Raw genomic sequence first — 24,321 nt, forward strand, 5'->3', positions numbered from 1 at the left:
CTGCAACGGAGAGGAGAGCGGACGATGGCCAACGAGCCGAAGAAGCCGGATTTTTCCAACGTGCAGGGCGGCAGCCAGTCGTCCGCGCCGCCGCCGGCACCGAAAGCGGACTTCAGCAACGTGCAATCCGGCGTGGAATCGACCGCGCCCACGGCGAAGTCCGGCGCGCAGACCTACACGGTCGTCAAGGGCGACAGCCTGTCGAAGATCGCCAAGCATTTCTACGGCAGCGCGAATCGCTGGAAGCGTATCTTCGAGGCGAATCGCGACCAGCTCGACGATCCGGACCTGATCAAGCCCGGTCAGGTGCTCAAGATTCCCACCGACAACGATTGAACGCCCGACATCCTGGAGGAACGACGATGATCAAGCCACGCAGCCAGCTCACCCTGATCGCCGCGATCGCCGGCGCGTTCGCGCTGTCCGCCTGCGGCAAGAAGGAAGAACCCGCTCCGGCCCCGGCACCGCCGCCGGCCGCTTCCACTCCGGCTCCGGCGCCCGCGCCGCCGCCGGTCGCCGAGCCCGCACCCGCACCGGTCGCGGTCGCTTCGGTCGACCTCGGTACCGCGGTCGGCCCGGACCAGAAGGTGACGACGCCGACGACGACGTTCTCGCCGAAGGACACGATCTACGCGGCCGTCTCCACGACGGGCACGGCGCCGAATGCGGTGCTCAACGCGAAGTGGACGTTCCAGGATGGCCAGACCGTCAACGAGTCGAGCCAGACGATCGCACCGAACGGCCCGGCCGTGACGAGCTTCCATATCAGCAAGCCGGACGGTTGGCCGGCGGGCAACTACAAGGTCGAGATCTCGCTCAACGGCACGTCCGTCGCGACGAAGGACTTCTCGGTCAAGTAAGCGCAGGATGCGCTTATCCCGTGCAGCACAGATGTGCGCTGGCACGGGAGCCAGAGTCGAAAAAGGGCGCGAGCCATCGCGCCCTTTTTCTTTTTCACCGGCAATGTCCGGTGCCCGTGCGTACGCGCAACATGTCGGCGTCATTCCCGCGAAGGCGGGTATCCGTTTTCGCTGTGGAGGACGCGCAAGAGCACATGGAGTACCGCTTTCGCGGAATGTCAGGGTAGCCCGCCCGGGCGTATCAAGGCGCATCCGCGGCTTCGCGGCCGATCCAGCCTACTTGCAGCGTCAGCTGCCGAACTCATGCTCCGGCGAAGCAAAACCGATCGTGACCGCGCCGGTGCCGACGTTGACCATGCCGGTCACGCTCATCGGCGCCTCGTACACCTCGACGCCGTGCTCGGCGCAGGTCTGCTTGAGCGACGCGTAGCCGGGCAGGGTGTCGAGTTCGTCGAGCTTGCCGCCGTAGCTCACGCATACCGTCGGCGTGAGCAGCCCCGCGCGCACGCGCCTGGCGATGTAGGCGAACAGCGTCTCGGCGCCGTGGTCGAAACCACGCACCTTCGCCACCGGAGCAGTCGTGTTGCGGTAGCCGCGCAGCAGCGGCTTGATGTCGAGCGCGGTGCCGAGCGCGGCGCTGAACCAGCCGACGCTGCGATCGCCCTTTTTCTGCGCGCGGGCGCGCATGTAGTAGAGGTCGCGCACGATCATGTAGCCGAACGTGTTGTGCGCGATGTACTCGAGGCGCTCGCGCATCTGGCCCGGATTCATGCCGCTTTCGCGCAGGCGCACGGCTTCGACCGCGGTCACGCCGGTCGCGGCGAACAGGTTCTCCGAGTCGATCACGCGCATGAGGAACGGGCCGGGCACGCCGGCGTCGCGGCGGATCGGCCGGTAGTCGGTGAGGATCGCGAAGCTCGCCTTGCTCGCATTGGCGTGGATGCCGCTGCGTGAGGAAGCGATCGTGATGCAGAACACGCAGTCGTAGTCGACGACGAGGCGGCGCAGGAACAGGTCGCGGATCTCCTCGACGCCGAACGGCTCGGTCTCCGCCGCGTGCGCGCGCGTGCCGAGATCCTCGTCGAGGAAGCGCTGGCGCACCGCCGGGTCGCGATCGTCGACGAGGGTCGCCTCGTCGATGCGCGTGGTGATCGGTAGGATCGTGAAGCCGTGCCGGTGCAGGTAGTCGCCGGGCAGGTCGCAGGCCGAGTCCACCACGAAGCCGATGCGCATAGCAGGTCCTCCACGGCATTGCCGTGCGCCCTATCGCCGATCGACCGATCGGCGGCGCGCGGAGCCGCGCTCCAAACTTAGCATGGCGATGCCCATGCAAGGATCATGCAGCGCAGCGTGAAAATCCCTCGTTTTCGCGGCCGCGCCGGAGGCATGGCCTTTCCGGACGGCATCGTATGGTCGGCCGCGGTCGCGCCAGCGGCTTCATCGCCGCGGCCGAACGCGCGACAATGGGCGGCTTGCCGCCCCGCAACCGCGTCCGACGCGCCCGGCGGCATTCCCGCATCCCGACATTCGCGCGTGCCGTTGCCCGGCGCGACGCCCACGACGAGGTTGATCCGCCCCATGTCCGACAGTCCGAAGATCATCTACACGCTTACCGACGAAGCGCCGTGGCTCGCCACGCAGTCCCTGCTGCCGATCGTGCAGGCGTTCGCGCGCACGGCGGGCATTGCCGTCGAGACGCGCGACATCTCCCTCGCCGCGCGCTTCCTCGCGCAGTTCCCCGATCTCCTCGGCGAGCGCAAGGTCGCCGACGACCTCGCCGAGCTCGGTCGCCTCGCGACCTTGCCCGAAGCGAACATCATCAAGCTGCCCAACATCAGCGCGTCCGTCCCGCAGCTCAAAGCCGCGATCAGGGAATTGCAGGCGCAGGGCTGGCCGCTGCCCGACTACCCGGACGAGCCGAAGGACGCGCAGGAGAAGGACGCCAAGGCGCGCTACGACAAGGTCAAGGGCAGCGCGGTCAACCCGGTGCTGCGCGAAGGCAATTCGGATCGCCGCGCGCCGCTGTCGGTGAAGAACTACGCGCGCAGGCACCCGCACCGGATGGGCGCGTGGAGCGCCGATTCGAAGACGCACGTCGCGCACATGGACGCCGGCGACTTCTACGGCAGCGAGAAATCGACCACCGTCGCCGCGCCGACCACGGTGAAGATCGAATGGGTCGGCAAGGACGGCGCGAGCGCCGTGCTCAAGGAGAAGACCGTGCTCAGGGCCGGCGAGATCATCGACGCCGCGGTGATGAGCCGCAAGGCGCTCGCCGCGTTCGTGCGCGCGCAGATCGCCGAGGCGAAGGCGCAGGGCGTGCTGTTCTCGCTGCACCTCAAGGCGACCATGATGAAGGTGTCCGACCCGATCATGTTCGGTGTCGTGGTCGGAGAATTCTACGCCGACGTGCTCGCCAGGCATGCCGATGTGCTCAAGCAGGCGGGGTTCGATGCGAACAACGGCATCGGCGACCTCGATGCGCGCATCGCCACGCTGCCGGCGGAGCAGCGCGCCGCGATCGAGGCGGACCTGCGCGCGCAGTACGCGAGCCGCCCGGCGATCGCAATGGTCAACTCGGACAAGGGCATCACCAACCTGCACGTGCCGAGCGACGTCATCGTCGACGCCTCGATGCCGGCGATGATCCGCGACTCCGGCCGCATGTGGAACGCCGAAGGCAAGCTGCAGGACACGAAGGCGGTGATCCCCGACCGCTGCTACGCCGGCATCTACGAGGCGGTGATCGAGGACTGCAAGGCGCACGGCGCGTTCGATCCCGCGACGATGGGGAGCGTGCCGAACGTCGGACTCATGGCGCAGGCAGCCGAGGAATACGGTTCGCACGACAAGACCTTCCAGGTCGCCGGCGACGGCGTCGTTCGCGTCGTCGACGAAGCGGGCACGGTGCTGCTCGAGCAGCCGGTCGAGGCGGGCGACATCTTCCGCATGTGCCAGACCAAGGACGCGCCGGTGCAGGACTGGGTCAAGCTCGCGGTGTCGCGCGCGCGGCTCAGTGGCACGCCCGCGGTGTTCTGGCTCGATGCGAACCGCGCGCACGACGCGCAGCTGATCGCCAAGGTCGAGAAGTACCTGAAGGACCACGACACGAGCGGCCTGGACATCAGCATCAAGGCGCCGGTCGAGGCGATGCGGCATTCGCTCGCACGCATCCGCAAGGGCGAGGACACGATCTCGGTTACCGGCAACGTGCTGCGCGACTACCTCACCGACCTGTTCCCGATCATGGAACTCGGCACGAGCGCGAAGATGCTGTCGATCGTGCCGCTGATGGCCGGCGGCGGCCTGTTCGAGACCGGCGCCGGCGGTTCCGCGCCGAAGCACGTGCAGCAGTTCCTCGAGGAGGACTACCTGCGCTGGGATTCGCTCGGCGAGTTCCTCGCGCTCGCCGCATCGTTCGAGCACCTCGCGCAGCGCTACGGCAACGCGGGCGCCGGCGTGCTCGCGCGCACGCTCGACCAGGCGAACGGGCGCATCCTCGACGAGAACCGCTCGCCCGCGCGCAAGGTCGGCGAACTGGACAACCGCGGCAGCCATTTCTACCTCGCGCTGTACTGGGCGCAGGCGCTCGCCGCTCAGGACGACGACGCGGGGCTGAAGGCGAGGTTCGCGCCGCTCGCGCAGGCGCTCGCGGCCGCGGAAACGCGCATCGTCGGCGAGCTCAACGGCCCCCAGGGCAAGCCGGTCGACATCGGCGGCTACTACCACGCCGACCTCGACAAGGCTGGACGTGCGATGCGCCCGAGCGCGACGTTCAACGCGGCACTCGCAGCGCTCTGAACCACGCGCCCCGGAGCCATGGCTGCGCAGGGCGCCAGCACTGCCGTGCTGCAGCCCCTGCGCGACGTCATTGCCGCGCAAACGGGGCATCCCCTCCGGTCCGGCGAAACAGCAGAATGGATGCCCGCTTTCGCGGGCATGACGTCGCTGGGACGGTTCGACGCTGCCGCGCAACGAGCGGCGCGTGTCACGGCTCCCGCGTCATTCCGAATCCGCGTGGCGGCAAGGCATGCGTTCCGGCGGGCACCCGTGCTGCGGCCTCGCGCGACGTCATTCCCGCGCATGCGGGAACCGCCTTTTCGGTCCGCCGGGAAGGGCGAGACGCATGCGCGCATTCGCGGGGCATGAGACCGGACGAACATCCGAGCGCAGCAGGAGGGCAGGCGCCCATGCCGTGCATCGACGTTGCCCATGCCCGTCCTTCACCGCGCAGGCTCGAGTCGCGCCGTCGGCGCGACGCGATGGGCAATCGTGCGCCGGACGATCGAGCGCGCGGGAATGCCCGCCGTCAGTCGAATCCGTTGCGGAACCCCACGTCGGGCAGCACGCCTCCGGGAACGGTGTAGCGCGCGATGACCCGGGCGCCGCTTTGCAGTTCGTAGGCGCCGTAAACGGCGCCGTCGTCGAGCATGCGCAACGCGTATGCACTCGCGTCGGTGCCCGCGTAAAAGCGCGCTCGGTCGGCCAATGTCTGCGGATCGAGCAGCAGCGGCCTGATGGTTTCCGCGGAAGCGAACTCGTCCATCAGGAAGCCGAGGGGCGCCGCCTGCTGGAAATAGCCGTAGGGGGCATCGTAGCGGATGACCTCGACGTGGCCCGTCGAGTCGATCAGGCGATAGATGAACTGGCCGGCGTCTTCGATCCTCGCAGTCGTGTCCAACAACCAACGCCCGTCGGACGTCGCGACGAGCTGCCACGGCTGCTCGTACGGGACGAGTTCGGCGAGGCCGATGTCATCGTCGGCCTGGCCATCGGCGTCGATGACGCGCATTCGCAAGCCATCGGGCGACGTCGCCGGCAACACGGCCGCGGTACGGCCTCCGGCATCCTGCGCGACCGCGATCGCGCTCGCATCGGGTTCCGGGAAGGTGTAACGCCATACCTGCGTGCCGTTCGCCGCAAGCCTCAGCAGCGTCAGATGCGTCGGGATACAACCCACCGTGCAGCCGCCGACGCCCTTCACCGCCACGAGCGTGTCGCCGTCGGGAAGGCGGCGCGCACTCTCGATGACGTAGTTGCCGTCGGGAAGCGCGTGATCATGTATGCCCGTGTCGGAGCCGTCATCTCCTACGCGTTGCCATTTCAGCGGGGCAAACGCACCGGTGCGCAGGACGACAACGTCGCCGTCGCCGGGCAGCAGGCGGAACGGGTCGAAGTCCGACCCGGCGGCGCCCGATGCCACCTCGAAAGCAAGGTCGCCGTTCGCATCGAAGCGTTGGATGTGCGTGCTGCCGCCCGGCAGCGTGAGCGACGGACGATCCCATCGAACCGCCCACGCCCCGCCATCGGCGGCGAGTACGGCGGACGGCCACAGGCTTGCATCGGTGTAGTCGGCACACCAGGTGCACGCGTGCACGCGCCAGCGCAGATCGCCGTTCGGCGAGTACAGGGCCAGATGCGCATACGTGTCGACGAGAACGCCCGTATCCGTGCGCGCATCGAGTCCGGCCACCGAGGCCGGCACTTCGACGCCCCGGCAGGGCCGATCGAACCACGTCGCTTGGCCGGTGTCGTCGAGGTGTGCGACGCGCGGGTAGATCGCGCACGGATCGTCGGATGCAGCGGTGTCGCGCACGAGCAGCGATACCACGCCGTCGTCGTCGCGGCGTGCGCGGCTCGCATCGCCATTCGCCGCAGCGAGCGGCACGCTCCAGCGGCCGGTGCCGTTCGCATCGATGGCGATCGCTTCGATGCCGGCGACGCTTTTGCGGATCGCCACGACACCCTCGTCGAGCGCGACGAAGTCGCCGCCCGGCACCGACCACAGCGTCGATCCGGTCGCGGGATCGATGCGACGGACGATCGCGTCGTTGTCATAGCCGGCGAGCGCGTAGACGGCGCCACCACCGTCATGACCGACCTGGCGGTATTCGGTCACATCGGCGGCCGACCAGTACAGCAGGTGGCCGAGCGCGTCGTAACGCGCGTAGAAACCCAGGTTGCCGAAATTGCCGACCACGCGAACGCCGCCCGTACCTGGTACGTCGATGTCGGCCAGCTCCGCGGCGCCGCAGCCATGGCATGTAGACACGTCGGAAGACAGGAGCAGGCCACCGAAATCCAGTCGTGTGAGCGTCGCGGTCCCGTCGAGCCAACCGCCGCCGGAGCTGGCCACCCAGATCGCCTCGTCGGCAACGGCAAGATCGCCGCGGACGAAGGCGCTCGTCGCCGTTGGATCGGCCCAGGTCCAGCTGACCGAGCCATCGGCTTCGACGCGCGTCACCCGGTACCCTTGCATCGCGACGACCGAATCGTCGTCGAGCAGCGCCAGGCGCAGGCAGCTGCCTTGCACCAGGCAGCTCGATGCGGTCGGCAGCGAGAGCTTCCAGGAACGTTGCAGATCGGCGTCGAAGCGCATGACGACGGCCTCGCCCTGCGATCCGCCCGCGAGGACGTAGAACCCCGCGTCGTGGGCGGCGCGCACGGCCACCTCGGGAGTCTCCTGCGAAAGGGCGTCCTCGAGCCGTGTATCCAGTACGTGGCCGTCCGCTGCATACCGGCGCAGCACGATCCGGCCCGGCGCTGCGGTGACGGCCACTTCACCACCGTCGGCGAGGCGCAGCGCGACCGGATCGCCGGATCCCGGCAGTCCATCGTACGCAAGCGCCTGTTCGGACAACGTCGTCGTCCACAGCGGCTGCAGCAGCGGCACGTCGCCCGCATGCAACGGGCCCGCAGCGAGCAGCAGCGCGACCCCTGCGGTCGACACGCGTGCCATGCGCATGGAGGCCTCCTTAATTCCGTCGAGCGTGCCACGAGAATATCAGGAGGCCAGCGCTTCCACGCCACCGTCACGCCGCCCGAGGGCGGCCTCGTATCCGATTCCACATCGATACCATGGGCCCGGAGCGGCTGCAGCGCGGATCAGGATCCGTGGTCGTGCGCGAGCCCGAGCAGCGTCTCGTTCGCTTTCGCGGCCACCGTGTCGGCGGCGCCAGCCGCGCCGAGCCCCTCCACCGCCGTCCGCAGCAGCGGCTCGGCGGCGGCACGATCGCCGCGCCGGGCGAGCGCGAGGCCACGCAGCGCGTCGAGGCGGAATTTCCACCATCCGTCCGCCGCGCCAGCCTCCAGTGCCTTTGCGTCGAGCGTGCCGAGGCCTCGCATCGCGTCGTCGACGCGTCCGAGTTCGATCTCGGCCGCGGCGAGCCAGAACGCGGCAACCTGGCTTTGTGGATTGTCCGCGCCGAGTTGCGCGGCGAGCTTGGCCGCGGCCTCGCGCAACTTCGGCTCGGCGTCGCGCGTATCGCCCGACTCGTACAGGGCCTGGCCCCAGTTCGCGAGCGTGACCGCGGTGACGTTGTGCCCCGGGCCGAACAGCTTCCGAAATCCCTCGTGCACGCGCCGTGCGTAGTCGAGCGCGTGCGGCCAGTCTCGTCGCTTCATCGCGACGTCGAACAGGTCGCTCAGCACCATGAGATTGCGCGTGTGATCTTCGCCGAGGCGCTCGACGATCGTCTTCTGCGCCGCGAGCAGTCGTTCCTCGGCCTTCGCCGGATCGCCGCCCTGCGTCCAGGTGCGGGCGATCGCGGCCTGCGCGAAGGCGATCACGAGGGCGTTGTCGTCCGGGCGCGAACGCGCTTCGGCGATGAGGTCCTCGCCTTCCGCACGTGCCTCGTCGAGATGGCCGGTCTGGGTGAGGGCCCCGATGAGGTCCATGCGCATCGAGTCGCGCAAGGTGAAATTGCCGGGGTCGGTAGCGCGCAGCAGCGGGATCGCGGTGCGGTACTCCGGTAGCGCCCTGGCGTAGTCGCCGCGGTTCATCGCGTCGAGGCCCCACGCCGACGCGCGCAGGAAGCGCAGGCGGGGATCGGTCGAATCGCCGATCAGGCGATCGAGTGCGTGCAGGTGCTCGAGGGACTCGTCGAACTTGCCCGTGCGCGTGAGCAGGCGCGCGAGCAGGGTGCGCGCCTCGAGTGCATCGCGGCTCGCCTCGCCTTCCTCGCGCACGTACAGCGCGAGCGCGCGCCGTGCCTCGTCTTCGGCTTCGGGCAGCCGATCGATCATGTTGAGCAGCATCGCAAGGCTCGTGCGGATCGACGCTTCGGCGAGCGGCTGCGCGGCGAAGCGCGTCGCGATGCGCGCGCGCGCGCCGAGCAGCACGTCCTTGAGCGACGCATCGCCACCCTTTGACAGCACGAGCGGATTGGATCGCCCGATGAGGTCCTCGTTGAGGAAGCGATTGATCGCGTTCGCGCGCCCGAGCTCGCGCCGCGCGTCGTCGCGCGCACGCGTGGCCGCGATCCACAGGCCGAGCGCAAGGGCGAGACCGGCGATGAGCGCACCGACGAGCGCGATCACGTACGGCCGGCGCGCGCGGCTGCGTGCGACGGCCTCGCGCGCTTCGCGCGCACGCTGCTCGGACAGTGCGCCGGCCGCGCGCGCCTCGCGCCGCGCTTCGAGGCTGCGCAGGCGTGCGGCGAGTGTGGCCGCGCTCGCGAGGCGTCTTTGCGGCTCGCCGTCCGTCGCCAGGCGGATGTCTTCGCGCAGCAGCTCGTCGTCGACGTCGCGCTCCCAGCCGGACGCCATCGGCCGGGCGAGGTCGCCGGCGACGAGCTGGTACAGCATGACGCCGAGCGCATAGACGTCGCTGCGCACGGTCGGTGCCTGCCCGGCGAACAGCTCGGGCGCGACGTAGAGCGCGGTGCCCGCGGTCGAGTCGGTCGCGACATCGCGCGCGGTCGCGGGCCCGAGCCGCGTGATGCCGAGTTCGGCGAGGCGCTCGGGGTCGACGAGATGGCCGCTGCCGAAGTCGGTCAGGCGAACGTGCGGCGTGCCGCCGCGACCATCGACGAGCACGTTCGCGGGCTTCAGGTCCTTGTGGAGCACGCCGACGCCGTGGGCAGCCGCGACCGCATCGACGATCTGCAGGAACAGCGCGAGGCGCGCCTCGGTGCCGGTCGCGGCAAGCGACGCACCCGCCCACTCGAGCAGGTTGTCGCCACCGTATTCGCATTCGAGGAAGAACGGCGGCTGTTCGAAGTTCCAGTCGATGATGTCGACGAAGTGGCCGCCCTCGTCGAGGCTCTCGCGCAGCACGCGGGCGAGCGTCGCCTCGCGCTTGAGCGCGCGCAGGCGCTCGCCGTCGGCGCCGAACTTGTAGACGCGCAGCACGTGCGTCTTCGCCTGTTCGGCGAGCCAGACCTCGCTGCCGCGATTCACGCCGAGCGCGCGCCGCAGGGTGAAATTCGGTCGCCCGGGGACGGGCCGGCCGGCTGCGAGTTCGAGCCGGCTGTCGATGCGCCGGCCGACCGCGACGCGCGCGACCTCGCCGTCGAGGCGGTAGCCGACGCGTGCCTGCGTCACCAGGCGCTCCGCGTTCGCCTCGCCGAGCGCGCGCCGGAGCTTGGCGATCGCATTGGGCAGCACCTTGTCGACGGTCACGCGACCGGCCCACACCTCGCGCAGCAGTTCTTCCTTGGTCACCACCTCGCCCGCATGGCGCAGCAGGTAGGCGAGCACGTCAAGCGCGCGTCGCTCGACCTCGACCGGCAGGTCGGCCACGCGCAGTTCGAAGCGCGCCTCGTCGAACTCGGCGCTGCCGAAACGATAGCGGTAAGCATGCGGCTCGCGCAGGTCGGAAGCGTCGGTCATGTGGAAATTTCGAAGCGGGGCATCTGTTTGCGCAAGGGTGGCGCAGCCGTGCGAGGGCCGCGTTACCCAATCGTTACCGCGGCGATGACGAAACGGGCCGCCTGCACGCGACCCCCTACGCTAGCATGATCCACGCGCGCACTACGCGCCTCCTCGTACCACTAAATGAACCGGCTGCCCTGCATCCGGCGAGGTGGCTGTGCGCGTCCGCAAAACCCCTGAGCCGAGGAATGGAACCATGTCGATCAAACCATCCGCCGTCGCCGCCGCCGTCGCGTGCGCCCTCGTCCATGCTTCACCCGCCGCTGCACAGGCCGTGGCGTGGCGCGCGGTAGCCGGGCAATCCGGCAGCGTCGCCGTCGCGAACCTGCCCCCGGGCGTGGACCGCTCGTACTCGGACGTCTCGATCGGCAGCGCCGGTGCGGGGATGGTCGGGATGCGCGTGAGTTCGCCGAGCGCGAGCAGCGGCTACTGGGCGCGGCGCAACGGCGTGCTCTCACGCTACGTGCAGGCGGGCGTCACCGGCCCGCTCGGCCCCGGACGTGGCGCCGGCGAAACCCAGCACGTGTTCCTCTCATACCAGGGCGGCTGGAGCGAAGCAGGCCCCGATGGGCAGCGCGTGTTCGCCGCGCGTGCGGGCGACCCCGCGCTCGGCGACGCACAGGCGAGCTGGGGTCTGTGGCGATGGGACGGGACGAAGAACGTCGAGATCGCGCGCGTGCTCACCGACGGCGCGCTCGGCCCCGGCCTCGGCGCGGGATGGCGCTTCCAGAACTCGCCCGAGTTCGCGGGCGCGCGCATGGTTGGCGGCGGGCGCGCGCTGCTCGTTGGCACGGTGACGACGCCGTCCACTGCGACGCGCGACGTGGTCGTACTGCATGACCCGGGCACGGGCAACGTACCGTGCGCGCTCGAGGACTCGACCGATCCCACATTGGCGCCGGGCCTCGTCGCCGGCGACTCGTTCCCTGCCGACTGGAACGGTTCGCTCAGCGTATTCGCGGTAAGCGCCGAGGGCGCCATCTACGCGCGCCTGCAGACGAGCAATTCGCGCGGTGGCATCTGGCAGCTGTGCGACGGCGCGCCGCGCGCACTCGTCGCCGACGACGACACCGGCGCGCTCGGGCCGGAACTCGGCGTCGAGACCGCGTACTTCTCCTCCGTCTACGGGCCACCCAAGCCGGCCGACGCCGGTCGCGTGTTCTTCGTCGCGACGGGACGCGTCGCCGTGGGCGGCGCGAGCTTCGGGGGCCTGTTCCACCACGATGCGAACGGCAACTGGCCGCTCGCGCTCAATGGCGACACCGGTGCGTATTCGCCGCACTGGCTCGACGCGACCTTCACCTCCGTCGACGAGTCCACGCTGACCGCAGCGGGCGAATGGGCCGCGTTCGAGGCCACCCTGCATACCGGCGACGGTGCCTCGCCGGTGGGCCTGTTCCGCGTGCGGCCGGGCGAGGCACCCGAGCCCGTCGCAATCATCGGTGCCGACGTACCGTATGCGCCCGAGCCCAATCGCATCTGGTCCAGCCTGCGCGCGAGCGCGGTGCTGGCGAACGGCGACATCGTGCTGGAAGCCTACACGAACCCGGACAATGAATACGCGCTGTGGCTCCTCAAGCGCGGCGAAGCGCCGCGCCGCGTGTTGCGCGCCGGCGATGTCGCATGGGTACCGACCGCGGCGGGCAACGTACAGGCGGCCATCACGAGCTTCACCCCGGCGGGAGGCGCGGGCGTGGCGCAATACGACCGCGGTGGCGATTCGTGGATCGGCGCGGACGGCACGATCCTCGTCTCGGCGTCAGTCAATGGCTACGGCTCGGTGCTGCTGATGGCGACGCCGTCGAATCCGATCGATCTGATCTTCCGCAACGGGTACGACGGCTAGGCGTCGTCGTCGATCAGGGTCGCCGCATCGCGGGCGGCCGCCTCGTCATTTTGCGGCGGCGCAGGTGCCTGCGCCGCCGCTGTCAGCGGTGCTAGACGCCCGGACCGCGGCGACCCATGACCAACGACACGACGAACAGGACGAGGAACACGAGGAACAGGATCTTCGCGATCGACGCCGCGGTGCCGGCAATGACGCCGAAGCCGAGCACGCCTGCGATGAGCGCGATCACCAGAAAAACGATGGCGTAGTGGAGCATGCGATTCTCCTTGCAGTGGATTCCGTGCGATCGCTGCTGCAAGCGCAGGCGCGCATCGCAGGTCCAAGGTGGCGCGATGCGGGTGAATGCGTAGTGACCCGTGCGGCGCACCATTCAGCGCGCGGATGGCCGTGGCTGCAGGGAGCGCTGTGTTACCCTCGCGCCCCCGAGAAATCGCGTACCACCGACCCGAGGAACGCCATGAAAAAGCTCGCCTGCCTGCTTCCGCTCGCACTCGCCCTCGCCGCCTGCGGCGCGAACGAATCGTCCGCGCCGGTTGCGACGGCGCCGCATCCGGCCATGCCGGCCAAGACGCCCGCACCTGCACCCGCCGACCAGCCGGCGCAGCCGACGCCGCCGCAGAGCGCGAACGAGCTGCTCGGCGCGAAGCTCGACGGCATCCTCGCCGGTGACTGGCGCTCGGCCGCGAACAAGGCACGCGACCAGTACCGCCATCCGAAGCAGACGCTCGAGTTCTTCGGCCTCAAGGCGGGCGACACGGTGATCGAAATCACGCCGGGCGGCGGCTGGTACACCGAGATCCTCGCGCCGCTCATGAAGGGCAACGGCACCTACATCGCGGCCGTGGCCAAGCCGACGCGTCCGGACGGCGAGGCGGCGACCGACAAGGCCAAGCTCGAGCAGCGTTTCGCCGCCGACGCCGAGCGTTATGGCGAGGCGAAGACGGTCGAGTTCGACGGCAAGGCGCCGGTGTTCGGCGAGCCGAATTCGGCCGACGTCGTCGTCACGTTCCGCAACGTGCACAACTGGGCCGTCGGCGGCACCGCCGAGGCGAAGTTCAAGGCGTTCTTCGACGTGCTCAAGCCGGGCGGCGTGCTCGGCGTGACCGACCATCGCGCGGCGCCGGACGCGGATTTCGAGAAGATCAAGAATTCCGGCTACCTGCCGCAGGAGATGGTCGTGAAGTTCGCGACCGATGCGGGCTTCAGGCTGGTCCAGACGAGCGAGATCAACGCCAATCCGAAGGACACCAAGGATTACGAGAAGGGCGTGTGGACGCTGCCGCCGACGCTCGAACTCGGTGACAAGGACAAGGACAAGTACCTCGCGATCGGCGAGTCGGACCGCATGACGCTGAAGTTCGTCAAGCCGGGCCCGGACACGATCTTCCGCCAGCCGGACCAGGCGCAGAAGCACTGACGCGATACCGGCGCGTTCGCCGCGTGCGAACGCGTCGCCCGCGGCGCGCATGCTCGTCCTGCTCAACAAGCCGTACGGCGTGCTGTGCCAGTTCACCGATCGCAGCGTGCCGCCGCGGCGCACGCTGGCCGAGTTCGTCGACGTGCCGGACGTCTATCCGGCCGGGCGCCTCGATCACGACAGCGAAGGCCTGCTGCTCCTCACCGACGACGGCGCGCTCGCGCATCGCCTGACCAATCCGCGGCACAAGCAACCCAAGACGTATCTCGTGCAGGTCGAGGGCACGCCGACACCGGCCGCCCTCGACGCCTTGCGGCGCGGCGTCGTGCTCGCCGACGGCCCGACCCTGCCGGCCGAGGTCGACGCACTCGATGCGCCGCCCGCCTGGCTGTGGCCGCGCGACCCGCCCGTGCGCTACCGCAAGAGCGTGCCCGATGCCTGGCTCCTGCTGACGGTCCGCGAAGGCCGCAACCGCCAGGTGCGGCGCATGACCGCCGCGGTCGCCTTGCCGACGTTGCGCCTCGTGCGCACGCGCATCGGGCCGTATGGACTGGATGGGCTCGCGCCTGGCGGCGTACGCGTGGTGCGCTGAGGCGGCCGGTACAACGGCGCATCTCCCACCCTGTGGGCGACCGCCGCACCGCGATACAATGGAGCGCGACGGTCGCGCACAGGGTGCGCTCCTACGCGGCGTATCGTGTGCCGCGCTTTTCGGCAGCGGCGCAAGCGGCGATGCTCTTGACCTCGCCTGCGCTGCGCACGGGCACGTGTCGCCGATCGGCCGCGCCACCCTTGTGAACGCATGGCCGCCGACACGGCACGCGGTTCCGCTGCTTCTACGAGGAAAGCACATGTCCTTCAAGGACCACTTCTCCGGCCACGCCGGCGCTTACCACGAGGCGCGGCCGACGTATCCCGAAGCGCTGTTCGACTGGCTCGCCGCGCAGGCGCCGTCGCGCGATCTGGTTTGGGACGCGGGGTGCGGCAACGGCCAGGCGAGCGTCGCGCTCGCACGCCGCTTCGTTCGCGTGCATGCGACCGACCCGAGCGCGGCGCAGATCGCCAACGCGGAAGCGCGGCCGAACATCGACTATCGCGTCGAGCCCGCCGAAGCGTGTTCGCTCGCCGACGCCAGCGCGAGTGTCGCCACCGTCGCGCAGGCATTGCACTGGTTCGACCATGCGCGCTACTACGCCGAGGTGCGGCGCGTGCTCGCGCCGGGCGGGCTGGTGGCGGCATGGAGCTACGCCGACTGCACCGTGTCGCCCGCCGTCGACGCGGCGAAGGACCGGCTCTACGTCGATCTCACCGGCCCGTACTGGCCACCGGAGCGGCGCTACATCGACGAGGGTTACCGCACCGTGCCGTTCCCGTTCGAGGAGATCGCGGTGCCGGATTTCGACATGCATGTCGAGTGGACGCTCGCGCAGTTCCTCGCCTACCTGCGTTCATGGTCGGCGACGCAGCGTTACCTCGCCGCGAACGGCGAGGACCCGGTCGCGCTGGTCGAGGACGAGATCGCGCGCGGCTGGGGCGATGCGGGCCAGGCGCGGCGCGTGCGCTGGGATTTCCACCTGCGTGCCGGGCGCGTCTGACGCCTCCGATCGGCTCCATCGAGCGCGCGCGAAGTGGAGCGTGGCAGCGGCCCGCACGTGACTAGACTCGTCGGCGATGCGGGTCGCGCATCGCCACGACGAGGTATCCCATGCGTCGCCATCGGTTCCTTCGCAGTGCATCGGTCGCGACCGTCGCATGCCCCGCGAGCTTCGCCGCATGCGCATCGACATTGCCCGATCCGCCCGGCTACACGACCCTGCGCACCGGCGGCGCGCACGACTTCGAGTACTTCGCGGGTGGCTGGCGCACGACGCAGCACCGGCTCAAGGCGCGCGGCGTCGGCAGCAGCGAATGGGACACGTTCCCGGCCACCTTGTGCATGACGCCGTATCTCGACGGACGCGTCACCGCGGACGAGATCCGCTTCCCGACCAAGGGCTGGGCCGGCTTCACCTTGCGCAGCTACGACCTCGCGAAGAAGCAGTGGTCGATCTGGTGGATCAACAGCACCAGCGGCCGCCTCGAAACACCGGTCGTCGGCGGCTTCGACGGCGCGCGCGGCGAGTTCTACGGCGAGGACGCCGACGACCGCCGGCCGGTCAAGGTGCGCTATCGCTGGGACAAGGTCGACCAGGACCACGCGCGCTGGGAGCAGGCGTTCTCCTACGACGGTCGCGTCTGGGAAACGAACTGGACCGCGGACTTCGTGCGCGCCGACGTCGCGAGTGCGTGTCGTGGCGGCCGGCCGCGCGACTGACGCAACCGCCCTCGGATCGTCGGGCGGCTACAGCCGCATCCAGTCGATGCCGAGCGCGCGCAGGCCGGCGTCGCCGCGCGCACCGAGCGCGAGCGCGCGCGAATCACGCCGCTGCCGCAACCAGCCGCGTTCGAAGAGTTGCTGAGCGAGCCGGTTGCCGAGTGGTCCCGCGAGATGGAACCGCCGTTCGGTCCAGTCGACGCAGCTCTGCCCGGCGAGCGCGAGCCCGTCGTCACCCGGTTCGAACAACCCCGCCTCGCGCAGCCATTGCGCACCGCGCGGGGTAAGCCGGATCGCGTCGTCGCCGAGTTCGAGCGCATCGCGCTCGCGCAGCCGTTCGAACAGCGCGACGCCGAGCCGGCCGGCGAGGTGGCGATAGCACGTGCGTGCACGGCGCAGCGGTGTTTCGGCGGGCGCCGACGTTGCCGGGACCGGTGCGCGCGCGCCGGCGAGCACGAGCGTTTCGACGAGGTGCGCGACATCCTCGCCGGCGAGGCGGAAGTATCGGTGACGCCCCTGCGCATGCACCGCGAGCAGGCCACCCGTGACGAGCCGTTGCAGGTGCGCGCTCGCGGTCGCCGGCGCGACGCCGGCGAGTGCCGCGAGCTCGCCCGCCGGGCGCGCGCTGCCGTCGATGAGCGCGAGCAGGATGCCGGCACGCGCGGGCTCGGCGAGCAGCGCGCCGATCTCGGCGAGGCGATGGCGGCTGGTCGGTGCGGCAGCGCTCATGCGAGGCAGCGTAGCCGATCGGCGCGCGCGTCGTTTAGGCCGTCGCCGAAGCGTCGCGCGCGGCGCGCGGGCATGCTGCGACCGGTCCCATGCGATCCGCGCGAACTGGTCCGCTGCGGGGGCTGGAATTGACCGAAACTGGCCACATGCCAGGACACCCCGCCGCCCTGCGATCGCCGGAGTACCGTGCCATGAACGACACGCTTGCCGCGGCCGCCGCGCCGCGCACCGACTGGTTCACCCCGCTCGAGCTCGTCGCGCTCGGCGCGATCTGGGGTGGCTCGTTCCTGTTCATGCGCGTCGCGGCGCCTGAGTTCGGCCCGTTCGCGCTGGTCGAGGTGCGCATCGTGCTCGGCGCACTGATCCTGCTGCCGTTCCTCTGGCGCGCGCGGGCGTTGCTCGATGCGAAGCGCATCGCGCAGTTCGCGATCGTCGGCGCACTCAATTCCGCGGTTCCGTTTTCGCTGTTCGCCTGGGGCGCCGAACGCGCGCCCGCCGGGGTCGGTGCGATCGCCAACAGCCTCACCGTGCTCTTCACCGCACTCGTCGCGCTGCTCGTCTACGGTGAACGCGTGAGCCTGCGCCGCGCGCTCGCGATGATCGTCGGCTTCGTCGGCGTGGTCGTGCTCATGAGCGGCAAGGTCGCGGGCTCGGACGTGTTTTCGGCCGCACTCGCCGGCACTGCGGCCTCCGCATGCTACGGCTTCGCGGCGAACTTCACCAAGCGCTGGTTCGCCGGCGTGCCGCCGCTCGCGGCGGTCGCCGGTACGCTCGGTTGCGCGGCGATCCTGCTCCTGCCGTTCGCGCTCGCGAGCTGGCCCGCGCACTCGCCGTCGAACGCATCGTGGGGCAGCGCGATCATGCTCGGCGTGCTCTGCACCGGGATCGCCTACGCGTTCTTCTTCCGCCTGATCCAGCGCGTCGGCGCCGCGCGCGCGACCACGTGCACGTATCTCGTGCCGCTGTTCGGCGTGTTCTGGGGCTGGCTGCTGCTTGCCGAAACGCCGACCGCGACGATGCTGATCGCGGGCACGATGATCCTCGGCAGCGTGATCGCGAGCCAGCGCGAGGCGCAAGGGCGGCGCTGAGGCGCCGCTTGAGTGCGTCGTTCTTCTTCTTGAAGAGCAGGGCGCGGTCTCATTCGCGAAGACCGAGCCGCGTCCCTGCGTGTTCGTCCCGCATCCCTGCGGGCCGGGCGCGAAGGATCGCAACCGCAAGCTGATGATGGGACTCGCCGCCGCGCGGCTGCGTCCCACCCTCTTCGACCAAGCCCTTCCGTCGAACCCGGTGGGACTCACGGTCGCGCCTCGCCGCATCCTGCGCGCTTGCGCGCCGCTGCGCCCCATCCTACGAGAACGACGAGGCGCGCGGGTGACAAAACGAACCGACCCGATACTCACGTCCCGCGCGGCTTCGCGCGATGCGTCGGCACCGCGGTCCAAGGATCGTCCGGCCATGGATGCTTCGGATAACGGCCCTTGAGCTCCTTCTTCACCTCCGGATACGTGCGCTCCCAGAAGCTGCGCAGGTCCTGCGTGACCTGCACCGGTTTGCCGCCCGGCGAGAGCAGGTGCAGGGTCAACGGCACGCGGCCGCCGCCGATGCGCGGCGTGTCGGCGAGGCCGAACAGTTCCTGCAGCTTCACCGCGAGCACCGGTGCCGCGCCGTCGGCGTAAGCGATGCGGCGTTCCATCCCGCTCGGCACGCGCAGTGCGACCGGCGCCTGTTCGTCGAGCGCGCGACGCTGCGTGAAATCGATGCGCGCGGCGAGCGCTTCGGAAAGTTCCGCCGCCTGCAGCGCGTCGAGCCGGCGCTTGCCGGCGAGATACGGCGCGAGCCATTCCTCGAGCGAGGCGAGCAGGGCCGCGTCGGAGAAATCCGGCAGGCCGAGTTCGGGACACCAGCCGCGCAGTGCGTTCACGCGCAGGCGCAGCTCGCGCGCGTGTTCGCTCCAGGGCAGCGCGTCGAGACCGAGTTCGCGCACCGCGGCGAGCAATGCAGGCACGGCGTCCTCGGGTCGCGCGGGCACGCTGCGGCGCTCGAGCACGATCGCGTCGAAGTGGCGCTGCTCGAACGCGTCGACCGCGCGCGTGTCGCGGTTCCATCGCACGCTGCGTTCGCGCACGAGGCGATCGGCGAAATCACGCTCGAGCAGTGCCGGATCGAACGGCGCGGCGGCGTAGACGAGGCTGTCGCGGTCCTCCTGCCGCAGGTCGACGACGACGAGCCAAGGTTCGCCGTACAACGCGCTGTCGTCGGCGAGGCGCGCGCCGCGGCCGTTGGCGAGCGTGTAGCGGCGCGGATTGGCGGGGTCCTGTTTGGCGATGCGATCGGGGAATGCGTGCACGAGCACGTCGCCGACGGCGGTCGTGGATGCGACGGCATCGCGGTTGAGGTCGATGCCACGATCGCGTGGATCGCCGCTGCGACGACGCCAGGCGTCGGCGGCTTGAGCGACGCTCGCGAGTGCACCGGCATCGGCCCCGCCGGCGCGCGCGGCATCGCGATCGCGCCCGCGCCACGCCTGCAGTGCGGCGACACGCGCGCGGAAATCGTCGTTGCGCGCGGCGTCACCGCGCAGCGGATTGCGCGCTTCGACCAGCGCGACGACGTCGCAGGCGAGCGCGGCGTGGGTCGGGTCCGCGCGCAACACCGCGGCGGCGAGGCGCGGCGTCGCACCGAAATCGAGCATGCGCCGGCCGAGCGGCGCGAGGCGGCCTTCGGCATCGAGCGCGCCGAGCCGGCGCAGCAGATCTCGCGCCTGCGCGAGCGCGCCTGCGGGCGGTGCATCCAGCCAGTGCAACGCGTCGCTGCCCCAGGCGGCGAGTTCGAGCGCGAGCTGCGACAGCTCGACCTGCGCGATCTCGGGCGTGCGCTCGGCCTCGAGCCGGCGGCTCTGCGGCCACAGCCGGTATGCATGCCCCGGGCCGAGGCGCCCGGCGCGACCGGCGCGCTGGTCTGCCGATGCCTGCGAGACCGCTGCGGTGTCCAGCCGGGTGAAACCGCTGTTCGGGTCGAACCGTGGCTCGCGCGCGAGGCCGAGATCGACCACCGCGCGCACGCCGGGCAGGGTCAGGCTCGATTCCGCGACATTCGTCGCGAGCACGACGCGGCGGCGCCCCGTGGCCGCGCCGGCGAGCGCGGCGTGCTGCTCGGCGAGCGCGAGGTCGCCGTGCAGCGGCACCCGCTCGACGTCGCCCGGGAGATCGGCAAGGCTCGCGCGCACGCGCTCGATCTCGCGCTTGCCCGGCAGGAACACGAGCACGTCACCGTCGCTGTCGGCGAGTGCCGATTCGATCGCCCGGCGCACACCGAACGGCCAGCCGCGTTCGGGCCATGCCTCGCCGCTGCGCGCGGGTGGATGCACGATGCGCACCGGATGACTACGCCCTTCGCTCGCGAGGCGTGGCGCATCGAACCAGCGCGCGACGCGCTCGCCGTCGAGCGTCGCCGACATGATCACGAGGCGCAGGTCCGGGCGCAGGTTCGCCTGCACGTCCAGCGCGAGCGCGGCGCCGAGGTCGCCGTGCAGGTGGCGCTCGTGGAACTCGTCGAACAGGATCGCGCCGACGCCGGTGAGCTCCGGGTCGTCCTGGATCATGCGAGTGAGGATGCCCTCGGTGACGACCTCGATGCGCGTCGCCGCCGACACGCGGCTTTCGAAACGGATGCGATAGCCGACGCGTTCGCCGACGCGCTGTCCGGCCTGTGCGGCCATGAACTCGGCCGCCGCGCGCGCGGCGATGCGGCGCGGCTCGAGCAACAGCACCTTGCGGCCACCGAGCCAGTCCGCGTCGAGCAGCGCCGGCGGCACGCGCGTGGTCTTGCCTGCACCGGGCGGTGCCTCGAGCACGAGGCGCGTGCGTGCCGCGAGCGTCGCGAGCAGCTCGGGCAGGACCGCGTCGATCGGTTGCGGCGAAGCAGGGGGCATGGTGGCCGTGATGCACGCGCTGGGCGCGCATTGTAGGCGGCAGCGCAAAGAAAACGGCGCGGCCGTCTCCGGCCGCGCCGTTGCAGGAACCCCGAGTGGGCTTACTCGCAGGTCATGCCGTTGGGCGTGAACAGGCGCTCGTAGGTGGTGACGCCGCTGATCGTCGGGATCGGGTTCGGCAGGTTCGCGTTCGGCGTGAACGTGACGTCGAGGTGGTTGCAGTCGGCGACTTCGAATTTCGCCTTGCCATACGGCAGCTGTTCGAGGCCGTTGCCGAGATAGTTGACGTTGACGTTGATGCTGGTCTGGCCGACCGCGAAAGGCGCGTTGCCGACGAGCCAGAGCGGATCGCCGTTGAGGTCTTCGGTCAGCAGGTCGAATACGAGCTGGCGCACCGTCGAGCCGTTCGACTGCGGCTGTTCGGTCATCTGCACGAGCAGGCCTTCGTTGAACTCGGTGTTGATCCACTGCGCGGCTGAGTAGCCGTCGAGCGGCAGCGGCGCGAACGCATCCGGGTAGGTGCCCTGCGCGGGCAGGTAGGCCGGCACGTTGAATTCGACGATGTCGCCGTTGCTGCCGGTGTACGGATTGATCTGCAGCTTGTACGCGTAGCTGTAGAAGTGCTGGTAGTCGGCATCGAAGTTGTAGTTCTCGAGCACGAACGTGGTGCTCGAGAACACCGGCGTGTCGAACAGGAAGTCGGACATGTACGTGTTCGGCTCGGTCGCCGAGCGCACGTAGCTCTCCGGATCGTCGTACGCGGTGTTGCCCTGTTGGATGCGCAGCGACGGGTAGGTCGGGAAGTAGTCGGTATGGCCTTCATTGGCGCTGTCGCGGTCGATGCGCAGCAACGTCATCGAGTTGTAGCCGCCGTCGGTGTTGTACGGCGTCTCCGAGCCCGAGCTGCTGCAGGCGATGCGCCACAGCGTCATCGTCACGGTTTCCGGATTGAGCACCTGGCCGGCCGAATTGCGCGTGTACAGCCTGACGCGTGCCGTCTGGGTCGGGCCGCTCGCCTTGTTCGGCAGCGGCCATGCGGCGCAGCTCGGCGGATAGGCGCGGAACTCGTTCGCCAGCGGGGTCCCCGGGTAGATGTCGTTGCCCATCGCCTTGGCGCGCTTGGCGGCATTCGCCTTCGCCTCGTTGGCGGCGGAGTCCAGCGCGGCGCGGATCTGGGTCGCCGCCGCGTCGTGGGCGGCGCGGACGTCGTCCGGCGTCGCAGTGGCTGCGAGCGCGGGCAGGGTGGCGACGCCTGCGGCCAGGGTGAGCATCAGGCGGAGCGTGCTTTTCATGGTGGTTCCCCAAGTTGGACCGCGCGAGCTTCCCCGGGCGGCAATGAATTCGCGGTGAACCGCACCGGATGCGAGCCCGGCGCAGAGTGCGCATAATCGCGCGTTTGCATCGCCGGATGAAGAGCCACCCGACATGAAGGACGCCGCCCTCGCGCTGATCGACATCGGCGCGAACCTCACGCACGAGTCGTTCCGCCCCGATTTCGACGCCGTGCTGGAACGCGCACGCGCGCATGGCGTTGACCAGGTCGTCGTCACGGGCGCCAGCGCCGGCAGCAGCCGCGCCGCGCACGCGCTCGCGCAGGCGCATCCGGGGTTCCTGCACGCGACCGCGGGCGTGCACCCGCACCACGCGCACGAGTACGACGATGCAACGGACGAACTGCTGCGCCAACTCGTCGCAACCCCGGAAGTGAAGGCGGTCGGCGAGACCGGCCTCGACTACTACCGCAACTATTCGCCGCACGCGGCTCAGGTCGCTGCGTTCGAGCGCCAGCTCGCGATCGCCCTCGACTGCGGCAAGCCGCTGTTCCTGCACCAGCGCGACGCGCACGCGGATTTCCTCGCGTGCCTGGATGCCGTGCGCGGCCGCATCGCTCGGGCGGTGGTGCACTGCTTCACCGGCGAGCGCGCCGAACTCGTCGATTACCTCGACCGCGACTGCTACATCGGCATCACCGGCTGGATCTGCGACGAGCGGCGCGGCCAGCACCTGCGTGAACTCGTGCGCCTGGTGCCGGCCGACCGCCTCATGATCGAGACCGACGCGCCCTACCTGCTGCCGCGCGACCTGCATCCCAAGCCGTCGCACCGGCGCAACGAGCCGATGTACCTCGCGCACGTGTGCGCCGCGGTCGCGGCCGCGCGCGGCGAGACGATCGAGCAGACCGCGGCGTCGACGCGCGCGAATTCGCGCGCATTCTTCACGCTGTAGGCGACGCGGCGCGGACGCCGCATCGCCGTCCCACGCCTACTCGCAGGTCATGCCATTCGGCGTGAACAGGCGGTCGTAGGCGATCGGGCCCTCGATGGTCGGGATGGGCGCGGGCAGGTCCGCGTCCGGCGTGAAGGTGACGTCGAGGTGATTGCAGTCGCGTACCTCGAATTTCACCGTGCCGTAAGGCAACGGGGCGAGGCCGTTGCCGAGGTAGTTCGCGTCGACCTCGAGGCTGGTCTGGCCCACGGCGAAGCTCTTGTTGCCGACGAGCCAGAGCGGGTTGCCGTCCAGGTCCTCGGTGAGCAGGTCGAACACGTGCTGGCGCGTCGGCGCGCCGGTCGGCTGCGCCTGCTCGGTGACCTGCACGAGCAGGCCTTCATTGCGTTCCGCATTGATCCACTGTGCCGCGGCATACCCGTCGAGCGGGCGCGGCGAAGCGACCGTCGTGGCCGCCACGTAGGCGGGCACGGCGATGTCGACGGCCTGCACCGATCCCGGCACGTTCGGATCGACGCGCAGGGTAAAGGCGTCACCGTAGGAGAAGAAGCCCGCATCCGGATCGGCGAAGTTCTCCAGCACGAAGGTCGTGCTGTCGACGATCGCATTGTCGTAGTTGGCGCCCTCGCGCACCGTGTTCGGTTCGCTCGCGACGCGCGGGTAGCTCTTCGGATTGCGCAGCGTGACGTTGCCGGCGGTGATCGTGAAATCGATCGAGCCCTGCTTCACCTGCACGATCGGGAACGTCGGGTAGATGTCGTCGTGCCCTTCGTTGGCCGACGAGCGATCCACGCGCATGAACGTGATGGAATTCGGATTGCCTTGCGGGTTGTAGCGCGTGGCGACGCCGCTGTTGCTGCACGGCAGGCGCCACACGGTCACGGTGACGTTCTCGAGGTAGCCGTGGTTGAGATCGGCGGGCTTGCGCGCCCAGAACGGCATGTTGATCGAATAGACGGGGCCGGAGGGCTTGTCCGGCAGCGGATCGGCGGCGCAGCTCGGCGGATACGCGCGATAGGTGTTCGCGCTCGGCGTGCCCGGCGCGGTGTGGTTGCCTTCGGTCTTGGCGATCGTGCGGTGGCCCACGGCGCGCGGCGCGGCGGCTGCGCGCGCGGCCACGATGTCGGCGGACAGCGGCTGGTCGATGGTCGCGGCGGACGCCGGGGCCACGGCGAAGCCCGCGAACAGCGCGAGCGGAGCGAGGATCGTATTGTTCATTCTGTCTCCCAGGGATATGCGGATCGCAGGCGATCGGCGGCGGCGCATCTTCGCACGCCTGCCCGCCCGGGTCGCCGCATCTGCGCGCACGTGCAGGGTGCACGCGGCGAAAGGGAGACGGCC

19 protein-coding genes are annotated in these 24,321 nt (G+C 70.0%); 10 read left to right on the forward strand and 9 right to left on the reverse strand.

All coding sequences use genetic code 11. The annotated features are described in order from the left end of the window. Nucleotides 1-24 precede the first annotated feature (24 nt). Together ACTHK2_RS18575 and ACTHK2_RS18580 are read left to right on the forward strand one after the other, a co-directional pair. The gene (locus tag ACTHK2_RS18575) at nucleotides 25-336 is read left to right on the forward strand and encodes a LysM peptidoglycan-binding domain-containing protein (RefSeq protein ID WP_440247223.1); all 312 of its coding nucleotides are present in this window, start codon (nucleotides 25-27) and stop codon (nucleotides 334-336) included. A gap of 26 nt (nucleotides 337-362) precedes the next feature. Next, nucleotides 363-860, forward strand: a complete 498-nt coding sequence (locus ACTHK2_RS18580) for a hypothetical protein (RefSeq protein WP_440247224.1) — start codon at nucleotides 363-365, stop codon at nucleotides 858-860. Nucleotides 861-1,148: 288 nt separating this feature from the next. Here ACTHK2_RS18580 and ACTHK2_RS18585 read toward each other — a convergent pair whose 3' ends face one another. Together ACTHK2_RS18585 and ACTHK2_RS18590 are read right to left on the reverse strand one after the other, a co-directional pair. Then, entirely contained in the window at nucleotides 1,149-2,093 is a 945-nt protein-coding gene (locus ACTHK2_RS18585; protein ID WP_440247225.1) for a DegV family protein, read from the reverse strand. 77 nt (nucleotides 2,094-2,170) lie between these two features. Next, entirely contained in the window at nucleotides 2,171-2,461 is a 291-nt protein-coding gene (locus tag ACTHK2_RS18590) for a hypothetical protein (protein ID WP_440247226.1), read from the reverse strand. Here ACTHK2_RS18590 and ACTHK2_RS18595 point away from each other — a divergent pair. Next, complete coding sequence (locus tag ACTHK2_RS18595) at nucleotides 2,439-4,661, forward strand: NADP-dependent isocitrate dehydrogenase (RefSeq protein WP_440247227.1); 2,223 nt, start codon at nucleotides 2,439-2,441, stop codon at nucleotides 4,659-4,661. The genes ACTHK2_RS18590 and ACTHK2_RS18595 overlap by 23 nt on opposite strands. 508 nt (nucleotides 4,662-5,169) lie before the next feature. Here the strand turns inward: ACTHK2_RS18595 and ACTHK2_RS18600 are convergent. Further along, nucleotides 5,170-7,605 carry an outer membrane protein assembly factor BamB family protein gene (locus tag ACTHK2_RS18600; protein ID WP_440247228.1) on the reverse strand — a complete coding sequence of 812 codons (2,436 nt, stop codon included), beginning with the start codon at nucleotides 7,603-7,605 and terminating at the stop codon, nucleotides 5,170-5,172. 140 nt (nucleotides 7,606-7,745) lie between these two features. Further along, nucleotides 7,746-10,472: a protein kinase domain-containing protein gene (locus ACTHK2_RS18605; protein ID WP_440247229.1), complete on the reverse strand. Its 2,727-nt coding sequence runs from the start codon at nucleotides 10,470-10,472 to the stop codon at nucleotides 7,746-7,748. Between the two features lie 238 nt (nucleotides 10,473-10,710). Here ACTHK2_RS18605 and ACTHK2_RS18610 point away from each other — a divergent pair, with 238 nt between their 5' ends. Next, nucleotides 10,711-12,360, forward strand: a complete 1,650-nt coding sequence (locus ACTHK2_RS18610; protein WP_440247230.1) for a hypothetical protein — start codon at nucleotides 10,711-10,713, stop codon at nucleotides 12,358-12,360. Nucleotides 12,361-12,451: 91 nt separating this feature from the next. On the opposite strand, the gene ACTHK2_RS18615 is transcribed toward ACTHK2_RS18610, so the two are convergent. Beyond that, on the reverse strand, nucleotides 12,452-12,619 hold the full coding sequence (locus tag ACTHK2_RS18615) for a DUF1328 domain-containing protein (protein ID WP_331647603.1): 168 nt from the start codon (nucleotides 12,617-12,619) through the stop codon (nucleotides 12,452-12,454). Nucleotides 12,620-12,820: 201 nt separating this feature from the next. Between ACTHK2_RS18615 and ACTHK2_RS18620 the strand changes: the two genes are divergently transcribed. The 4 genes from ACTHK2_RS18620 to ACTHK2_RS18635 all read left to right on the forward strand — a co-directional run bounded on the left by ACTHK2_RS18620 (nucleotide 12,821) and on the right by ACTHK2_RS18635 (nucleotide 16,094). After that, a complete protein-coding gene (locus ACTHK2_RS18620; RefSeq protein WP_440247231.1) occupies nucleotides 12,821-13,780 on the forward strand; it encodes a class I SAM-dependent methyltransferase in 960 nt (319 codons plus the stop codon). Between the two features lie 49 nt (nucleotides 13,781-13,829). After that, nucleotides 13,830-14,372 carry a pseudouridine synthase gene (locus tag ACTHK2_RS18625; protein WP_440247232.1) on the forward strand — a complete coding sequence of 181 codons (543 nt, stop codon included), beginning with the start codon at nucleotides 13,830-13,832 and terminating at the stop codon, nucleotides 14,370-14,372. A gap of 259 nt (nucleotides 14,373-14,631) precedes the next feature. Further along, entirely contained in the window at nucleotides 14,632-15,375 is a 744-nt protein-coding gene (locus tag ACTHK2_RS18630; protein ID WP_440247233.1) for a class I SAM-dependent methyltransferase, read from the forward strand. A 110-nt stretch (nucleotides 15,376-15,485) separates the two neighbouring features. Further along, nucleotides 15,486-16,094, forward strand: coding sequence for a hypothetical protein (locus tag ACTHK2_RS18635; RefSeq protein ID WP_440247234.1), 609 nt, complete (start codon nucleotides 15,486-15,488; stop codon nucleotides 16,092-16,094). 27 nt (nucleotides 16,095-16,121) lie between these two features. Here ACTHK2_RS18635 and ACTHK2_RS18640 read toward each other — a convergent pair whose 3' ends face one another. Next, on the reverse strand, nucleotides 16,122-16,823 hold the full coding sequence (locus tag ACTHK2_RS18640; RefSeq protein ID WP_440247235.1) for an ArsR/SmtB family transcription factor: 702 nt from the start codon (nucleotides 16,821-16,823) through the stop codon (nucleotides 16,122-16,124). Between the two features lie 191 nt (nucleotides 16,824-17,014). Here ACTHK2_RS18640 and ACTHK2_RS18645 point away from each other — a divergent pair, with 191 nt between their 5' ends. Next, nucleotides 17,015-17,911: a DMT family transporter gene (locus ACTHK2_RS18645; RefSeq protein ID WP_440247236.1), complete on the forward strand. Its 897-nt coding sequence runs from the start codon at nucleotides 17,015-17,017 to the stop codon at nucleotides 17,909-17,911. A gap of 308 nt (nucleotides 17,912-18,219) precedes the next feature. Here ACTHK2_RS18645 and hrpB read toward each other — a convergent pair whose 3' ends face one another. Further along, complete coding sequence (gene hrpB, locus ACTHK2_RS18650) at nucleotides 18,220-20,754, reverse strand: ATP-dependent helicase HrpB (RefSeq protein ID WP_440247237.1); 2,535 nt, start codon at nucleotides 20,752-20,754, stop codon at nucleotides 18,220-18,222. 101 nt (nucleotides 20,755-20,855) lie between these two features. Further along, complete coding sequence (locus ACTHK2_RS18655) at nucleotides 20,856-22,046, reverse strand: hypothetical protein (RefSeq protein WP_440247238.1); 1,191 nt, start codon at nucleotides 22,044-22,046, stop codon at nucleotides 20,856-20,858. A 133-nt stretch (nucleotides 22,047-22,179) separates the two neighbouring features. On the opposite strand from ACTHK2_RS18655, the gene ACTHK2_RS18660 reads away from it, so the two are divergent. Beyond that, nucleotides 22,180-22,980, forward strand: coding sequence for a TatD family hydrolase (locus tag ACTHK2_RS18660; RefSeq protein ID WP_440247239.1), 801 nt, complete (start codon nucleotides 22,180-22,182; stop codon nucleotides 22,978-22,980). A 36-nt stretch (nucleotides 22,981-23,016) separates the two neighbouring features. On the opposite strand, the gene ACTHK2_RS18665 is transcribed toward ACTHK2_RS18660, so the two are convergent. Next, a complete protein-coding gene (locus ACTHK2_RS18665; RefSeq protein ID WP_440247240.1) occupies nucleotides 23,017-24,198 on the reverse strand; it encodes a hypothetical protein in 1,182 nt (393 codons plus the stop codon). Nucleotides 24,199-24,321 lie beyond the last annotated feature (123 nt).

The sequence above is a fragment of the Dokdonella sp. genome (assembly GCF_051958935.1).
Lineage (GTDB): Bacteria > Pseudomonadota > Gammaproteobacteria > Xanthomonadales > Rhodanobacteraceae > Dokdonella_A.

Excerpts from the sequence above, each read along its gene's own strand:
- ACTHK2_RS18605 (WP_440247229.1), bottom strand. The coding sequence starts at position 10,472 with ATGACCGACGCTTCCGACCTGCGCGAGCCGCATGCTTACCGCTATCGT.
- hrpB (WP_440247237.1), bottom strand. The coding sequence starts at position 20,754 with ATGCCCCCTGCTTCGCCGCAACCGATCGACGCGGTCCTGCCCGAGCTG.
- ACTHK2_RS18580 (WP_440247224.1), top strand. The coding sequence starts at position 363 with ATGATCAAGCCACGCAGCCAGCTCACCCTGATCGCCGCGATCGCCGGC.
- ACTHK2_RS18600 (WP_440247228.1), bottom strand. The coding sequence starts at position 7,605 with ATGCGCATGGCACGCGTGTCGACCGCAGGGGTCGCGCTGCTGCTCGCT.
- ACTHK2_RS18630 (WP_440247233.1), top strand. The coding sequence starts at position 14,632 with ATGTCCTTCAAGGACCACTTCTCCGGCCACGCCGGCGCTTACCACGAG.
- ACTHK2_RS18625 (WP_440247232.1), top strand. The coding sequence starts at position 13,830 with ATGCTCGTCCTGCTCAACAAGCCGTACGGCGTGCTGTGCCAGTTCACC.
- ACTHK2_RS18620 (WP_440247231.1), top strand. The coding sequence starts at position 12,821 with ATGAAAAAGCTCGCCTGCCTGCTTCCGCTCGCACTCGCCCTCGCCGCC.
- ACTHK2_RS18655 (WP_440247238.1), bottom strand. The coding sequence starts at position 22,046 with ATGAAAAGCACGCTCCGCCTGATGCTCACCCTGGCCGCAGGCGTCGCC.
- ACTHK2_RS18660 (WP_440247239.1), top strand. The coding sequence starts at position 22,180 with ATGAAGGACGCCGCCCTCGCGCTGATCGACATCGGCGCGAACCTCACG.
- ACTHK2_RS18640 (WP_440247235.1), bottom strand. The coding sequence starts at position 16,823 with ATGAGCGCTGCCGCACCGACCAGCCGCCATCGCCTCGCCGAGATCGGC.
- ACTHK2_RS18645 (WP_440247236.1), top strand. The coding sequence starts at position 17,015 with ATGAACGACACGCTTGCCGCGGCCGCCGCGCCGCGCACCGACTGGTTC.
- ACTHK2_RS18635 (WP_440247234.1), top strand. The coding sequence starts at position 15,486 with ATGCGTCGCCATCGGTTCCTTCGCAGTGCATCGGTCGCGACCGTCGCA.
- ACTHK2_RS18610 (WP_440247230.1), top strand. The coding sequence starts at position 10,711 with ATGTCGATCAAACCATCCGCCGTCGCCGCCGCCGTCGCGTGCGCCCTC.
- ACTHK2_RS18585 (WP_440247225.1), bottom strand. The coding sequence starts at position 2,093 with ATGCGCATCGGCTTCGTGGTGGACTCGGCCTGCGACCTGCCCGGCGAC.
- ACTHK2_RS18595 (WP_440247227.1), top strand. The coding sequence starts at position 2,439 with ATGTCCGACAGTCCGAAGATCATCTACACGCTTACCGACGAAGCGCCG.
- ACTHK2_RS18615 (WP_331647603.1), bottom strand. The coding sequence starts at position 12,619 with ATGCTCCACTACGCCATCGTTTTTCTGGTGATCGCGCTCATCGCAGGC.
- ACTHK2_RS18575 (WP_440247223.1), top strand. The coding sequence starts at position 25 with ATGGCCAACGAGCCGAAGAAGCCGGATTTTTCCAACGTGCAGGGCGGC.
- ACTHK2_RS18665 (WP_440247240.1), bottom strand. The coding sequence starts at position 24,198 with ATGAACAATACGATCCTCGCTCCGCTCGCGCTGTTCGCGGGCTTCGCC.
- ACTHK2_RS18590 (WP_440247226.1), bottom strand. The coding sequence starts at position 2,461 with ATGATCTTCGGACTGTCGGACATGGGGCGGATCAACCTCGTCGTGGGC.